This is a genomic window from Micromonospora sp. NPDC049048, from assembly GCF_043197615.1.
Taxonomy (GTDB): domain Bacteria; phylum Actinomycetota; class Actinomycetes; order Mycobacteriales; family Micromonosporaceae; genus Micromonospora.
The window spans coordinates 49,405-62,763 of sequence record NZ_JBICTM010000012.1 but is presented as its reverse complement, the minus strand read 5'-3'; the positions used below and the strand labels follow the sequence as shown (position 1 = coordinate 62,763).

Genomic DNA, 13,359 nt, shown 5'->3' with positions numbered 1-13,359 from the left:
CGGAGGCAGCAGGAATGATTCCCACGTTGCCCGAGACCCGCCTGCTGGCGGGTGATCTCTTGCTGCGGCCCTTCGCCGCGAACGACGTCGAGGAAAATCAGGCTTGCGCGGACCCGCTCATCCAACAGTGGCTCCCCCTGCCTCAGCCCTATACCCGGCAGAACTCGGCACCGGCGCTGACCAGGCGCCCCGGACAGCTCAGATCCGCCGGGAGCGATCTTTCAACTGGCGGTGCGGGGATCTTCCTTGTCCTGACTGTTCCGATGCGCCACTGTCGCAGTGTGGGCAGGAGCAGGAAACAGAAGGGCTTGGCGGCAGTGGGGCGGCGCCTACAGAGGGAACACGACGAAGACTGGGTGTCGCTGGGATCATCCGAGGACCAGGCCACCGCGATGGCTCAGGCGTGGAGGCGCTTGACTGACCTTGGCGTTGATCTGCCACCGCGATCGACCCGCCGAGATTTCTGGGCCGCCGGCATCGCGGACACGGATATCAGGATCGACCACTTCTACCTCGGTCCAGAGCGGGGTGTCTGCGCGATCCAGATCAGTGTTCGTAGAGCAGCACTGGATTCCGCGCGGCGCTATTGAGACTCGTCCGGTAGCACGCTCCACCTTGTCCCTTCCGGGAAGGATGGGCGGTCTGATGAATCTCGACGAGGGGATCCGCTTCTCTCGACCGATACGTTGTCCACCATGCAGCGGTTGGCGCTCTTCGATCTCGACAACACCCTCGTGGACCGTTCGGAGGCGTTCCGGCGCTGGGCGGTCGAGTTCTGCGCCGACCGCGGACTGCCGGACGACGCGTTGGCCTGGCTGATCGTCACGGATCGAGACGGGGTTGTGCCCCGCGATTGGTTCTTCGGCAAGGTGACGAAGCGTTTCGGACTGGCAGCCTCGGTGGACGAAACATGGAGGCAGTACCGCCGCCGGATGCCCGAGTTGGTGAGCTGCCGCCAAGAGGTGCTGGCGTCGCTGACCCTACTGCGCGACGACGGCTGGGCGGTCGCGATCGTGACCAACGGCCAGGCCGACAACCAGCTAGGGAAGATCAGGCGTACGGGGTTGGACCGGTGCGTCGATGCTTGGGCAGTGTCCGGCGAGCTGGGCATCCGGAAGCCGGCACGTGAGATCTTCGAAGCGGCAGCCCATGGGTGCGGCGTGGATCTGCGGAGCGGCGGTTGGGCGATCGGGGACAGCCCGGTATTCGATGTCGAGGGTGGCCGTGCGGCGGGGCTTGCCACCCTCTGGGTCAGCCGAGGGATGGACTGGCCGGCGGAGCTCCCCCTGCCTGACCGCACCGTCACGGACGTCGTGGCCGCGGTCCACGTACTGCGCGGTGAGGAGTCCGGCCGGTAGCACCTGACCGGGCATCCGCGATCTTCTTCCTGATCCCCAGGCCGCGCGAGCTGCGGCGTTCCGCTACGGTGCGGCCCATGCGCAGGGAGTTCCGGCGGGAGTCTTGCAGCCTGACCGCGTGGACTGGCGACGCCGGCCCGACGCCGGCCGAGATCGACGTCGTCGGCGTCGAGTACCGGGGTCGTCTGGGACACTCGTCCTCGTACGGCTTGCTGATGGCGCGTGTCAGTGACTCGCCTGGAGTCCAGTTCGACCTCCATCCGCCCGTCGCGCTCTCCGTTCCATGTGATGAGGTCAGGGTCGGGCCGCCCGAGCCGGAGTACGCCGAGGCTCTCCACGCCGCAGGCCGGAACCTCGCCACGGGTCTGGTCGTCACGGCCGTGGGCGAGGGCTTGTATGGCTCCTCGGTCGTGGTCTTCACCCGCCTGGTCGCGGTCATCTCGCTGCTGCTGGCGACGGGTGTGGAGTCGGCTGGCGAGGTTGACGTCTGGGCGAGTTGGGACAGCGCGTGGCCGTCTCCACGTGCCGATAGTCCGGCATCTTGAGCGATCCCCAGACGGAACGGCTGCTGTGCACCAGGTTCTTGCCGCCTGTCCTGCATCGCCGCGGCTCAGGCAGAAAAGCTTACTCTGCCTGTCCGCTTGTTCACCACGACGGGGACATTGCCGGCCATGGCCTGATGCCAGTCATCGGCTTCGACGTACGCCTTCCCGTTGTAGGGAAAGACGTACGCCTCGTCAAGGTCCTCGACAGCGGAGTCCACGATGACCACCGGATGACTGAAGTGACCTCTGACCTCAGCATCCAGGAACCGTTCGGCGAGCTGCCGGGCAGAATCCAGTGAGATCACCGTCTCATGATCCCTCGTCACCGTGCCCGTTGCGTTCCTGGTGGCACGGACGCCGAGGGCGATGGTGATCAGCTTCTGAGCGTGGTGGCCGGTGTGCCGTCGCACGAGGGGTGCAGCAGTTTCCTGTGGCCCTCGGGCGCTGCGCCGGCGCGTCACTCCTCGTTCGACACCGTTCCCGTGGCGGTGACTCGTCCGCTGTCGTCGCGCACGTGCACGTTCCAGCCGTGGGGGCTCGGCTCCGAACCGGTGACCAGGCCCTGGTGTTCGAGCAGGGGGGAGACCAGGCGGTAGTTCATGGTCAGGCGTCCCACAGCTCCGGCTGCCCGCGCCGACTCGGCCATCAGGAGGGCCTGTAGCGGGCCGTGGACCACCAGCGCCGGGTACCCCTCGACAGACCTCGCGTACTCGTGGTCGTAGTGGATGCGGTGGGCGTTCCTCGTGAGCGCCGAGAACCGGAACAGATGGGGCGGATCGAGCGCGACCCTGCGCTCGCCGGCAGCCGGGGGCACGGCGACGGGGGCGGGTGTCGCGGCCGGGCCGTCAGGGGTCGGGACCGGTCCGGGGCCGTCCGGGGCCACGGCCTCGCGGTAGACGATGTCCTGTTCCTCCACCACGCAGGTCACGCCGTCCTGGGTGATCCGGTGCTCGACCACGACGAAGGTGAGGGGGCCGGAGCGTCCCTGTTTGGTGGTGGTCGACACCACCTCGCTACGGCGTACGGCCGTGCGGCCGGTGACGAGAGGGTGCCGGGTGCGGACCCGTCCGCCGGCCCACATCCGCCGCTGACCGGGAGCCGGCGGCACCGGGAGACTTCCCCGGGTCGGGTGCCCGTCAGCGCCGATGTCGCGTTGCGCCGGCCAGACCGAGAGGTACAGCCAGTGCCACAGCAGGGGCAGGCCGTCGGCGGCCAGGTCCGGCACCGGTACGTCGACGAGGGAGGCGAACGCCTCCGCGTGCTCGGGGGTGAGTACTTCTTCGTGCGTCAGCACGGTGGGGCGCTCCATCAGTTTTCTCCGAACGGCAGGCCGGGCAGGGTGGGCTCCCGGGTCAGATCGTCGATTCCAGGATCGCGTGGGCTCGTTCGATGACGGGTCGGTCGATCATCTCGCCGTCCGGGCCGAGCACGGCTCCCCGGGTGTCCGCTGCTGCGGCCAGCACCGCCCGTGCCCAGCTCAGCTCCGACTCGGAGGGTGCGAACGCCGTACGGACCGGCGCGATCTGCCTCGGGTGGATGCACAGCTTGCCTCCGAACCCCAGCTCGCGGGCCAGCCTGGCGTCGGCCGCGGCTGCCTGCGGGTCCTGGACGTTGGCGGTCACGCCGTCGATCGGGGGTACGAGGTCGCCGAGGCGGGATGCCAGCACCAGCTCACTGCGTGCGGCCAGGAGCGCCCGGTCCGTCGGCGCGCAGTGCAGGTCGTGGGCGAAGTCCAGCGAGCCGAAGGCGATCGCCACGACGGCGGGCGTCCGAGCCAGTTCGCGAGCCCGGTCGAGTCCCCGCGCCGACTCGACGAGGGCCATCACCGGCCGCGCGAGGCGATCCCCGACGTGCTGGAGTACGCCGGGATCCTCGGCCTTGGGGACGACGACGCCGGCCAGGCCGTCGAGGCGTTCGAGGGCGGCGACGTCCGACTCGTACCACTCGGTGGACGCCGCGTTCACCCGGACCCAGGTGGGGGGACTCGACGCCAGCCAACGGGCGGTGGTCTCGCGGGCGCCGTCCTTGTCCCGCGGATCGACGGCGTCCTCCCAGTCGACGATGACCTGACTCGCCCCGGCGCTGTGCGCCTTCGCGAAGCGCGGTTCCTGCGTGCCGGGCACGAAGAGCCAGGGCCCACCCAACCTCACGACGACACCTTGGAGCGCGCCACGAGCTGGCGGGCGATGACGTTGCGCTGGATCTCGTTGGTTCCCTCGCCGACGATCATCAGGGGAGCGTCCCGGAAGTACCGCTCGACGTCGAACTCGGTGGAGTAGCCGTATCCGCCGTGGATCCGGATGGCGTCCAGGGCGATCTTCATGGCGGTCTCGGAGGCGAACAGTTTGGCCATCCCGGCCTCCATGTCGGCTCGTTCGCCGGACTCGTACTTGCGGGCCGCGTACATGACGAGCTGTTCGGCTGCGGTCAGCTGGGTCGCCATGTCGGCCAGGTAGTTGCCGATGGACTGGTGCTTCCAGATCGGCTGCCCGAAGCTCTCGCGCTGCTGGCTGTAGCGCAGCGCGTCCTCCAGCGCGGCGGCGCCGACGCCCAGGGCGCGGGAGGCCACCTGGATCCGCCCGATCTCCAGGCCGCGCATCATCTGCGCGAAGCCCTGGCCCTCGACGCCGCCGAGCAGCGCATCCTCGGGCGCCCGGAAGTCGTCGAAGGAGAGCTCGCAGCTCTCGACGCCCTTGTAACCAAGTTTGGGCAGGTCCCGGGAGACCTCGAAGCCGGGTGCCCCCTTCTCGACGAGCAGGATGCTCATCCCGCGGTGGGTCGGCTCGGCGTGCGGGTCGGTGCGGCACAGCAGCGCCACGAGCTGGGACCGGCGGGCGTTCGTGATCCAGGTCTTGGAGCCGTTGACGACGTACTCCGAGCCTTCCTTGCGGGCGATGGTGCGCATCGCCTGGAGGTCGGAGCCGCCGCCGGGTTCGGTCAGGGCCATCGTCGCCCGGATCTCGCCGGTGGCCATCCTCGGCAGGTAGCGGTCCTGCTGCTCCCGGGTGCCGTAGCTGAGCAGCAGCTTGGCGACCACGCTGTGGCCGCCCATCGCGCCGGCGAGGCTCATCCAGCCGCGTGCCAGCTCCGCGGTGACGGCCGCGTAGCAGGGGACCGAGACGGACGCGTCGTTCCACGGCTCGGGGATGACCAGGCCGTAGATGCCCATCCGCTTCATCTGCTCGATGAACTTCTCCGGGTACGTGTTGCTGTGTTCGAGCTCCTGCACCTGGGGCTTGACCTCGCGGTCGATCCAGTCGCGGACCAGCGCGACGATCGCGCTCTCTTCCTCATTGAGCTCGTACACGGCAGGGCCTCTCTGCAGGGGCGGGACGAAGGCGTACCCGGATCGTACACGCAACTTGGATATCGTATATGTGTGAGCGATCCCGCATATGTGGCAGAGTGTGGGCGTGAGCCGGAGCAAGCCGCGCGAGATCGCCGACCATGTCAGAGAGCTGATCGTCACCGGCCAGGTCGTGCCCGACTCCTTCCTCCGGCTCGACCTGCTGGCCGCCGACCTGAACTCGAGCGTCACCCCGGTCCGCGAGGCGCTGATCCAGTTGGCGACCGAGGGCTTCCTCGAGCAGTACCCGCGCCGCGGCTTCAAGGTGCTGCCGATCACCGACCAGGACCTTGCCGACGTGTACGCCGCCCAGAGCTGGCTCTCCGGGGAGCTGGCGGCCCGGGCGGTGCGGACCATGAGCCGGCGCGACCTCGACGGGCTGGAGCGACTCCAGGTGGAGCTCGAGGCCGCCGCGGCCCGTGGAGCGGCCGACGAGGTCGAGCGGTGCAACCACGGCTTCCACCGGACGATCAACGTCGCCGCCGAGGTGCCGCGCCTGGCTGTGCTGCTCAAGCTGACCTCCCGCTACGCGCCGCGCCTGTTCTTCGCCAACGTGAGCGGCTGGCCCGAGGCCTCGGCCACCGACCATCGGCAGGTGATCGTCGCGCTGCGGGCCGGGGACCCCGACGCCGCCCGGGAGGCGATGTCGGCCCACGTCCGGCGTGCGGGGGAACTCCTGGTCGCACACCGCGCTCGTGGGGCGGGCGTCGGGGTCGCGCCGTCCTGACGCGTCGGCTCAGCGCATGACCGGAAGTGGCAGGCCGGGGCAGTCGACCGGCGCCGCCAGCACCTGCCCGCCCTTGGGCATCGTCACCACCAGGGTGCGCAGGTCCTCCCCGGCGAAACACAGGCTGGTCACCATGTGGCCCACGGGGAAGTCGATGGTGCCCGCGACCGTGCCGTCGGCGCCGAAGACGACGATGTTCGCGCCGGTGCTCCCGGCGACCCAGACCCGACCGAGCGCGTCGAGCGCCAGGCCGTCGGGATGCCCCTCGGGCATCCGGGCGATCCAGCCGTCGGGCGTCGCGGCGCCGCCGGAGAGATCGTAGCGACGGATCCACCGTGCCCCGGTCTCGGCGACGAGGAGGCGGGTGCCGTCGGCGGCGAAGGCGAGGCCGTTGGGGAACGCCAGACCGGTGATCACATCGGCCATCACCCCGGTGCTGAGGTCCAGCGCCCGCACCGCTCCGGTGCCGGTGGGGCTGTCGAGGTCGTGCGCCGAGGGATCGGTGAACCACAGCCGACCGTCCGGGCCGAGGACGCCGTCGCTGGGGGAGTGGACGTCGGTGGTCACCGTGCTCACGGTGCCGTCGGCGGCGATCCGCTGGATGCCCGGCTGTGCGGGGACGGCGGACCTGGTCGGCATGACCGTCGCGCCGGACTGCATCACCAGCAGGTCGCCCTCGGTGCCGACGGCGAGTCCGTTCGGGCCGCCGCCGGTCTCGGCGAACTCCTCGGCCCCGTCGCCGGACAGGGCTACGCGGTAGACCAGGCCGCGGGTCATCGAGGTGACCAGGACGTCGGAGGTGCCGGAGCGGGCCGGGCCCTCGGTGAAGCCGATCCCGGCGGCGACGCTCCGGAAGGTCGCCGGGGTCAGCGACAGGTCGTGGAAGGGTTGCATCGGGCCTCCTTTGATGTTAAATATTGTATCCATTATGAAGGTGCAACGAGGTCCGCTGACAGGTGTCCGGGTGGTCGAGATGGCAGGGCTCGGACCCGTGCCGTTCGCGAGCATGATGCTCGCCGATATGGGCGCCGACGTGGTCCGTATCGACTCGCCGCCGCGTGACCCCGAGGACCCTCACGACCACTTCGGCCCGATCTGGCGCGGCCGGGCGGCGTACGAACTCAACCTCAAGGACGAGAAGGCCCGCCAGCGCGCGATCGACCTGATCAACCGGGCCGACATCGTCCTGGAGGGGTTCCGCCCCGGCGTGATGGAGCGGTTGGGCCTCGGTCCGGACGTGTTCGAGGAGAGCAACCCGGGGCTGATCTACGGCCGGATGACGGGCTGGGGTCAGGGTGGCGAACTGGCGCGCAGCGCCGGCCACGACGTCAACTACCTCGCCGTCGGCGGGGTCCTCCACCACCTCGCACGCCACGGCGAGCGCCCGCTGCCCCCGCTGAACCTCGTCGGTGACTACGGCGGCGGGGGGATGCTCCTGGTCGTCGGCGTGCTCGCCGCGTACGTTGAGCGCACCCGCTCGGGCCGCGGTCAGGTGATCGACGCGGCGATGCTCGACGGCGCCGCCCTGCTGATGACCTCGGTCCTCGGCTGGCGCGGTCGTGGGAACTGGAACGACGAGCCCGGCACCAACACCATCGACACCGGATCGCCCTTCTACGAGGTCTACCGCACGGCGGACGACCGCTTCCTCGCGGTCGGCGCGATCGAGCCGCGGTTCTACCGCCAGGTCCTTGTCGGCCTCGGGCTCGACGAGGGCGACCTCCCGCCGCAGTACTCCCGCGAGGACTGGCCGGCGATGAAGGAGATCTTCGCGGCTCGCATCGCGCAGCACGACCTCGCGCACTGGGACAAGGTGTTCGCCGAGCTGGACGCGTGCGTCAGTCCGGTGCTGAACCTGGACGAGGCCGCCCGGCACCCGCACGTCGCGGAGCGCGCCGTCTACGTGACCGACGACGGCTACCTGCACCCCAGCCCCGCGCCGCGCTTCTCCCGGACGCCGTCGACGCGCGCCGAGACGCCGCCCCAGGAGACCCTGGACGACCTGCTGAGTCGTTGGGGCTGAGGTGACCATGCCCGCGACCGCGGTCGTGATCGGGATCGGCTCGACCGGCTTCGGCGTACACCCCGGCCGCACGGCCGACGACCTGGCCGTGCAGGCCGTCGAGGCGGCGTTGGTGGACGCCGGGCTGGCTGCCCACGACCTCGACGGCCTGATCACGCAGCGGGTCAGCTCCTACGAGACGATCGCCGCCCGGCTCGGGATCTCGCCCGCGTTCTCGCTGCAGGTGCCGGCCGAGGGCCGGATGACGGGCCCGGCGATCGCCCTGGCCGCCCGCGCGGTGGAGGCGGGCGAGTGCACGGCCGTCGTCCTCGCCTACGGCAACGACAGCCGCTCCGGAGGGCACACCTACGGCGGCCTGGGCGCGACATCGAGTGTCGCGGCGGAGGGCTACGGCAGCCACCCGGAGCTGCACCGCGCGTACGGGCTCACCTCGCCGGGGGCGTTCTACGCGCTGATGCTCCAGCGCTACGAGGCCGAGTTCGGCTCGGCGTCCGCGGCGCTGGAGACGATCGCGGTCACCTTCCGGGACCACGCCATCCGCAACCCCGGCGCGGCGATGAGCGTACCGCTGACGCCCGAGGAGTACCGGGCCAGCCGCGCCATCGTCCGGCCGATGCGCCTGCACGACTACTGCATGATCAACGACGGTGGGGTCGCGATGGTGGTCACCACGGCGGAGCGGGCGGCGGATCTGCCCGGGGTCGCGGTGCAGATCGCGGGCTGGGGACAGCAGAGCCGACTGGCGAGCTCCGACCTTCCCCCGGCCGACTACTGGCGTACGGCCGCCCGTGCGGCCCACGAACGCGCGCATCGCATGGCCGGGACCACGGTCGACGACCTCGACGTCGCCATGATCTACGACAACTTCAGCCCGAACGTCCTGTTCACCCTCGAGGGCATGGGGGTCTGCGGCCCGGGGGAGGCGGCGGACTGGGTTGTCGACCAGGGCGTCGGGACGGACGCGCCGCTGCCCCTCAACACCGCCGGCGGGCACCTCTCCGAGGGGTACATGCAGGGCTGGGCGTTGAACGTGGAGGCGGTGCGGCAGGTGCGCGGTGACGCCGTCGCGCGACCGGCGCGCCCAGCGCGGCTGGTCGCGTACGCCGCGACCGCGCCGGTGAGCTCCACGATCCTCTACCGCCGGTCCGGGGAGGGGCGATGAGCGTCCCCGAGCCGACTGCGACGTCTGCGGCCATCGCCCCCCACCTGGCAGGTCTGCGGGCGGGCGAGATCGTGCTGGCGACCTGCGGCGGGTGCGGGCTGGTGAGTCTGCCCCGGCCGGATCGCTGCCGTCGGTGCGGGGGCGGGCGGCACGAGTGGCGCCGGCAGGCCGGCGAGGGCCGGATCTGGTCGTTCGTGGAGTTCGTCAAGGACTACCTGCACCGCCCGGATCTGTCCGTGCCGTACGTGGTCGCCCTGGTCGAGCTGGACGCCGGCGCCGTGGTGATGGCCTCGGTGGCGGGGAGCCGCTACGGCGACCTCCGGGTCGGGCAGCGGGTGCGGGTCGGGGTCGAGTCGTACGCGGCCGGGCCGCGACTCGTGGCCCGCGCGAATCCGTAACACAAATTTGATTCGCTTCTGCGTCCGCAGGAGCTACCAAGTGTATATTGGATACAACATCGAATCGGGAGGACAGCGTGGCACGGTTCACGGTAGGTGTCGCTGCGGGGTGCGTGGCACTCCTGAGCCTGACGGCGTGCAGCAGCAGTTCGGACGAGACCAGCGGCGGTGGCGGTGGCGCATCGCCGGAGCAGGTGGTCTCGAAGCTCAAGACGGCGGGTCTCCCGCAGGTCGCCAAGTCGCTCGAGTCCGCCGTGCAGTTCGAGGGCAAACTCGAGGACGGCACGCCCTTCAAGATCGACGACCGGATCCTGAAGAAGGTCGAGAGCGGCCAGGCCATCAACTACGTCTTCTCCTACCAGTCGACGAGCGTCGCCCTGCTCTCGTACCAGCTGAAGAGCGGGTATGACGCCAGCCTCCCCCTCGCCAACGAGATGCTGCCCCTGAAGGGCAAGGCGCTGGCGCCCTCGGCGGCCACGGACACGCCGGCCCAGATCGCCCAGGTGCAGGCGCTGCTCGACACCAACCAGATCGACTGCCTCTCGATCCAGCAGGCCGACCTCAACGCGATGAACCAGATCCGGGACCAGGCCCTGGCCAAGGGTATCCCGGTGTTCATGGTGAACGTCGAGTCCAACGGTGCCGAGATCTCGCAGTTCCGGCAGGACCGCACCAAGGAGGGCGTCGGCGCGGCCAACACCCTGATCGAGTGGATCAAGGAGACCGGCACCGCGCCGAAGAAGATCGCGCTCAGCAGCGGGGAGCCCTCCGCCGCCTGGTCCACCGGGCGCCTCAACGGCTTCGTCGACACGCTGAAGAAGGCGTACCCCGACATCACGTTCGCGAACACCCCGCAGGCGCCCCTGAAGGCGCCGTACGACCCGGCGCAGGCCTACGACGCCTACAAGGCGTTCCTGACCGGCAACACCGACGTCGACTTCATCGTCAACGCCGACCTCTCGATCGAGCAGGCCGCCCGGGCCATCAACGACCTCGGGCGCACCGGCAAGATCCACACGCTGGGCTGGAACCCGAGCGAGGGCCAGTTCGAAGCGATCGAGAAGGGCACCCAGGTCGCGAGCCTCGACCAGGGCTGGCCGGAGCATGGCGGTTTCGGCGCGGTCGCCTGCGCCAGCCTGCTGGGGCGCAACCTGGTGATGCAGAACACCCAGGAGCCGGGCGTGATCACCCGCGCCAACCTCGACGAGGCTCGCGCCGCGCTGAAGCAAGCCTCCTGACCCCCCGAGTCGGGACGAAGCGAAAGGGATAGGAACGACCGTGTCGTCCAGTAGATCCGCGTCGACCGACTCCTCGGCGTCCACGCCTGCGACGAAGTCCTCGTCGCAGGCGTGGTTCCGACCGGAGCTGCTCGACGCCTTCCGCCGTACCGGTGGACTGGTTCTGGCCATCATGATCGCCGCGGCCGTGTTCGGGGTGCTCTCGGAGGGCTCGTTCTTCGAGCCGCAGAACCTCCTGGGCGTGCTGCGGGCGATGAGCACCTACGCCATCATCGGCCTCGGGTTGACCGTCGTGCTGGTCGTCGGAGAGATCGACCTCTCCTTCGGCAGCGTCTACGGCGTGGTGGGAACCACCATCGCGGTCGCCTGGATGGTGTGGGGGATGCCCCTGCTCCTGGCGGTGGCCATCGGGTTCGCCCTTGCGCTGGTGATCGCCGCGGTCAACGCCTTCCTGGTCTGCGTCGTGCGGGTGCCGTCGTTCATCGCGACGCTCGGCACCAGCACCCTGGCGGTCGGGCTGACGCTGCTCATCGGCAACGCCGAGCGGTTCGCGCCGGCCTACCCCACGCCGGGCCAGCACGTCTCCGAGGGGTCCCTGAGCACCTTCACCGGCATCTCCAACCGCTCGCTGCCCTTCGACATCCCGATGCAGGTCGTGTGGATGCTGATCGTCGCCGGGATCTTCGTCCTGGTGCTGCACCGGTCGCTGTACGGCTTCCGCGCACGCGCCGTCGGGGGCAACGAGAACGCGGCGAGGTTCGGCGGGCTCAAGATCGGTCGTACCAAGCTGCTCGCGTTCCTGATCGTCTCGGCGGCCGCGGCGTTCGCCGCGCTGCTGGACTTCTCGTTCATCGGCTCGGTCAATCCCGACAGCGGAACCTCGCTGCTCTTCCCGGTCTTCGCTGCGGTGATCATCGGTGGCGCGAGCCTCAACGGTGGCCGGGGCACGGTCGCGGGCGCGCTGCTCGGCGCCCTGCTGCTCGCGGTGATGAACAACGGCCTGGCCCTGATGGCCGCCGCGCCCTACGTGCAGCAGGTCTTCCTCGGCCTGGTCACCATCGGCGCGGTGGTGCTGGACCAGCGGACCCGTCGATCGGCGAAGTCGTCATGAGCGGTTCGGGTCTCCAGGTCCGCGGGGTCGAGAAGCGGTACGGCGCCACGCGTGCCCTGCGCGGCGTGGACCTGATCGCCCCGCGCGGCCAGATCACCGGCATCGTCGGCGCCAACGGCGCCGGCAAGTCGACCCTCATGAAGGTGCTCGCCGGCGAGGAACGATGCGACGCCGGCACGTTCACCCTCGATGCGAACCCGTTGGACCCGCTGCGGTCCGACGCCGTGGCGATCGTCCACCAGGAGCCCTTCGTCTATCCGAACCTGACGGTGGGGGAGAACCTCAGCATCGGCCGCGAGCTGATGCGGCGTGGCCGTCCCTTCCTCACCCCGGAGCGGATCGAGATCGCGGCCAGGTTCCACCTGGACCGGGAGCTGGACACGCCGCTGGAGCGACTGCCGTTCTCCTTCCGCCAGCGCGTCGAGATCGCGCGGGCGATGGACACGCAGGCGGAGGTCTTCCTGTTCGACGAGCCGAACTCGGCTCTCGGGCCGGACGACTCGGCCGCCCTGCTGCAGAAGATGGCGGAGATCGCCGCCGAGGGCAAGGTCGTCTGCCTCATCTCGCACCGCCTCTCCGAGGTGGCCGAGGTGTGCGACTCGGTCGTCGTGATCAAGGACGGCCTCGCGGACGCCACGCTCGAGGGCGACGGGATCGACGCGGACTCGATCGCGACCGCGATGATGATGGGCTCCACGGCCGTCGGGGCGGGCGCGCGGGCGGCTGTCGAACGCGGCCGCGTGGTCGTGGACCTGGCCTCGCGTGGCGTGCGCAACGAGGTGCCCGAGACGGCCGTCCGGCTGCACGGTGGCGAGGTCGTCGCCGTTGTCGGCCTGGAGGGCTCGGGATCCCGGGCGATCCTCGCCAAGATCGCCGACGACTCCCAGGCGGACACCCCCTCGGTGTTCATCGTGGGCGACCGCAAGGCGAGCCTGGTGCAGGAGATGTCGGTCGAGGAGAACCTGGTCATCCGCGACAGTGGACGGTTCCGCAGCCGGTGGGGCCTGTTCGACCGCCGCAAGGCGCGCAGTTTCGCCCTGGACGCGATCGCGACGTACCGGGTCCGCTGCTCCGGGCCCGCGATCGCGGTCAGCTCGCTCAGCGGAGGCAACCAGCAGAAGGTCGCGATCGCGGCAGGTCTGGCGGTCGACCCGACGCTCCTCGTCGTCGACGAGCCCACCCGCGGCATCGACCTCGACAGCCGCCGGGAGATCCACCAGTTCCTCCGGGACCACGCGGGACGGGGAAACTGCGTCGTCTTCCACACCTCCGAGGAGAATGAGGTGCCGGAGCTCGCCGACCGGGTGCTGATCGTCCGCGACGGCACGATCTGCGAGGAGTTCAAGGTCGCCGAGCACCCTGATCCGCAGGAACTGGCCGCACTGGTGACCGCGGCGCAGTCGGGACTGGCCACGACGGCCGGACAGTAGAGACATCATCCGGGAGGAATC

The 13,359-nt window shown here is 70.0% G+C and carries 15 protein-coding genes; 10 read left to right on the top strand and 5 right to left on the bottom strand.

All coding sequences use genetic code 11. The annotated features are described in order from the left end of the window. Positions 1 to 26 precede the first annotated feature (26 nt). The 3 genes from ACGFIG_RS29130 (at position 27) to ACGFIG_RS29120 (ending at position 1,903) form a co-directional block, all read left to right on the top strand. The gene (locus tag ACGFIG_RS29130; protein ID WP_393008315.1) at positions 27 to 590 is read left to right on the top strand and encodes a hypothetical protein; all 564 of its coding nucleotides are present in this window, start codon (positions 27 to 29) and stop codon (positions 588 to 590) included. Between the two features lie 105 nt (positions 591 to 695). Further along, positions 696 to 1,358, top strand: a complete 663-nt coding sequence (locus tag ACGFIG_RS29125; RefSeq protein ID WP_393008313.1) for an HAD family hydrolase — start codon at positions 696 to 698, stop codon at positions 1,356 to 1,358. Positions 1,359 to 1,435: 77 nt separating this feature from the next. After that, the gene (locus ACGFIG_RS29120) at positions 1,436 to 1,903 is read left to right on the top strand and encodes a hypothetical protein (protein ID WP_393008311.1); all 468 of its coding nucleotides are present in this window, start codon (positions 1,436 to 1,438) and stop codon (positions 1,901 to 1,903) included. Between the two features lie 65 nt (positions 1,904 to 1,968). Here the strand turns inward: ACGFIG_RS29120 and ACGFIG_RS29115 are convergent, their stop codons facing one another. Genes ACGFIG_RS29115 through ACGFIG_RS29100 form a run of 4 tightly spaced genes read right to left on the bottom strand, consistent with a single transcriptional unit; the run spans position 1,969 to position 5,210 of the window. Continuing rightward, positions 1,969 to 2,313 carry a YrhB domain-containing protein gene (locus ACGFIG_RS29115; protein ID WP_393008309.1) on the bottom strand — a complete coding sequence of 115 codons (345 nt, stop codon included), beginning with the start codon at positions 2,311 to 2,313 and terminating at the stop codon, positions 1,969 to 1,971. A gap of 47 nt (positions 2,314 to 2,360) precedes the next feature. Beyond that, a complete protein-coding gene (locus tag ACGFIG_RS29110; RefSeq protein ID WP_393008307.1) occupies positions 2,361 to 3,212 on the bottom strand; it encodes a MaoC family dehydratase N-terminal domain-containing protein in 852 nt (283 codons plus the stop codon). 43 nt (positions 3,213 to 3,255) lie between these two features. Then, the gene (locus tag ACGFIG_RS29105; RefSeq protein WP_393008305.1) at positions 3,256 to 4,053 is read right to left on the bottom strand and encodes an HpcH/HpaI aldolase/citrate lyase family protein; all 798 of its coding nucleotides are present in this window, start codon (positions 4,051 to 4,053) and stop codon (positions 3,256 to 3,258) included. Beyond that, positions 4,050 to 5,210, bottom strand: coding sequence for an acyl-CoA dehydrogenase family protein (locus ACGFIG_RS29100; RefSeq protein WP_393008303.1), 1,161 nt, complete (start codon positions 5,208 to 5,210; stop codon positions 4,050 to 4,052). Before ACGFIG_RS29100 ends, ACGFIG_RS29105 begins: the two co-directional genes overlap by 4 nt. 106 nt (positions 5,211 to 5,316) lie before the next feature. Between ACGFIG_RS29100 and ACGFIG_RS29095 the strand changes: the two genes are divergently transcribed. Beyond that, the gene (locus ACGFIG_RS29095) at positions 5,317 to 5,976 is read left to right on the top strand and encodes a GntR family transcriptional regulator (RefSeq protein WP_393008301.1); all 660 of its coding nucleotides are present in this window, start codon (positions 5,317 to 5,319) and stop codon (positions 5,974 to 5,976) included. A 9-nt stretch (positions 5,977 to 5,985) separates the two neighbouring features. Here ACGFIG_RS29095 and ACGFIG_RS29090 read toward each other — a convergent pair whose 3' ends face one another. Continuing rightward, complete coding sequence (locus ACGFIG_RS29090) at positions 5,986 to 6,870, bottom strand: SMP-30/gluconolactonase/LRE family protein (RefSeq protein WP_393008299.1); 885 nt, start codon at positions 6,868 to 6,870, stop codon at positions 5,986 to 5,988. Between the two features lie 13 nt (positions 6,871 to 6,883). Between ACGFIG_RS29090 and ACGFIG_RS29085 the strand changes: the two genes are divergently transcribed. The 6 genes from ACGFIG_RS29085 to ACGFIG_RS29060 all read left to right on the top strand — a co-directional run bounded on the left by ACGFIG_RS29085 (position 6,884) and on the right by ACGFIG_RS29060 (position 13,338). Continuing rightward, on the top strand, positions 6,884 to 7,999 hold the full coding sequence (locus ACGFIG_RS29085; RefSeq protein WP_393008297.1) for a CaiB/BaiF CoA transferase family protein: 1,116 nt from the start codon (positions 6,884 to 6,886) through the stop codon (positions 7,997 to 7,999). A 7-nt stretch (positions 8,000 to 8,006) separates the two neighbouring features. Further along, the gene (locus ACGFIG_RS29080) at positions 8,007 to 9,161 is read left to right on the top strand and encodes a hypothetical protein (protein WP_393008295.1); all 1,155 of its coding nucleotides are present in this window, start codon (positions 8,007 to 8,009) and stop codon (positions 9,159 to 9,161) included. After that, positions 9,158 to 9,559, top strand: a complete 402-nt coding sequence (locus tag ACGFIG_RS29075; protein ID WP_393008293.1) for a Zn-ribbon domain-containing OB-fold protein — start codon at positions 9,158 to 9,160, stop codon at positions 9,557 to 9,559. Before ACGFIG_RS29080 ends, ACGFIG_RS29075 begins: the two co-directional genes overlap by 4 nt. 113 nt (positions 9,560 to 9,672) lie before the next feature. Next, positions 9,673 to 10,797, top strand: coding sequence for a sugar ABC transporter substrate-binding protein (locus ACGFIG_RS29070; protein ID WP_393008291.1), 1,125 nt, complete (start codon positions 9,673 to 9,675; stop codon positions 10,795 to 10,797). Positions 10,798 to 10,837: 40 nt separating this feature from the next. Further along, positions 10,838 to 11,908 (top strand): ABC transporter permease, encoded by a 1,071-nt coding sequence (locus tag ACGFIG_RS29065; RefSeq protein WP_393008289.1) that lies wholly within the window; start codon positions 10,838 to 10,840, stop codon positions 11,906 to 11,908. Continuing rightward, the gene (locus ACGFIG_RS29060) at positions 11,905 to 13,338 is read left to right on the top strand and encodes an ATP-binding cassette domain-containing protein (RefSeq protein WP_393008287.1); all 1,434 of its coding nucleotides are present in this window, start codon (positions 11,905 to 11,907) and stop codon (positions 13,336 to 13,338) included. Before ACGFIG_RS29065 ends, ACGFIG_RS29060 begins: the two co-directional genes overlap by 4 nt. Positions 13,339 to 13,359: the final 21 nt, after the last annotated feature.

Bases quoted from the DNA above. Each gene is read 5' to 3' on its own strand.
- ACGFIG_RS29120 (WP_393008311.1), top strand. From the start codon at position 1,436: ATGCGCAGGGAGTTCCGGCGGGAGTCTTGCAGCCTGACCGCGTGGACT.
- ACGFIG_RS29080 (WP_393008295.1), top strand. From the start codon at position 8,007: ATGCCCGCGACCGCGGTCGTGATCGGGATCGGCTCGACCGGCTTCGGC.
- ACGFIG_RS29125 (WP_393008313.1), top strand. From the start codon at position 696: ATGCAGCGGTTGGCGCTCTTCGATCTCGACAACACCCTCGTGGACCGT.
- ACGFIG_RS29085 (WP_393008297.1), top strand. From the start codon at position 6,884: ATGTTAAATATTGTATCCATTATGAAGGTGCAACGAGGTCCGCTGACA.
- ACGFIG_RS29075 (WP_393008293.1), top strand. From the start codon at position 9,158: ATGAGCGTCCCCGAGCCGACTGCGACGTCTGCGGCCATCGCCCCCCAC.
- ACGFIG_RS29060 (WP_393008287.1), top strand. From the start codon at position 11,905: ATGAGCGGTTCGGGTCTCCAGGTCCGCGGGGTCGAGAAGCGGTACGGC.
- ACGFIG_RS29090 (WP_393008299.1), bottom strand. From the start codon at position 6,870: ATGCAACCCTTCCACGACCTGTCGCTGACCCCGGCGACCTTCCGGAGC.
- ACGFIG_RS29110 (WP_393008307.1), bottom strand. From the start codon at position 3,212: ATGGAGCGCCCCACCGTGCTGACGCACGAAGAAGTACTCACCCCCGAG.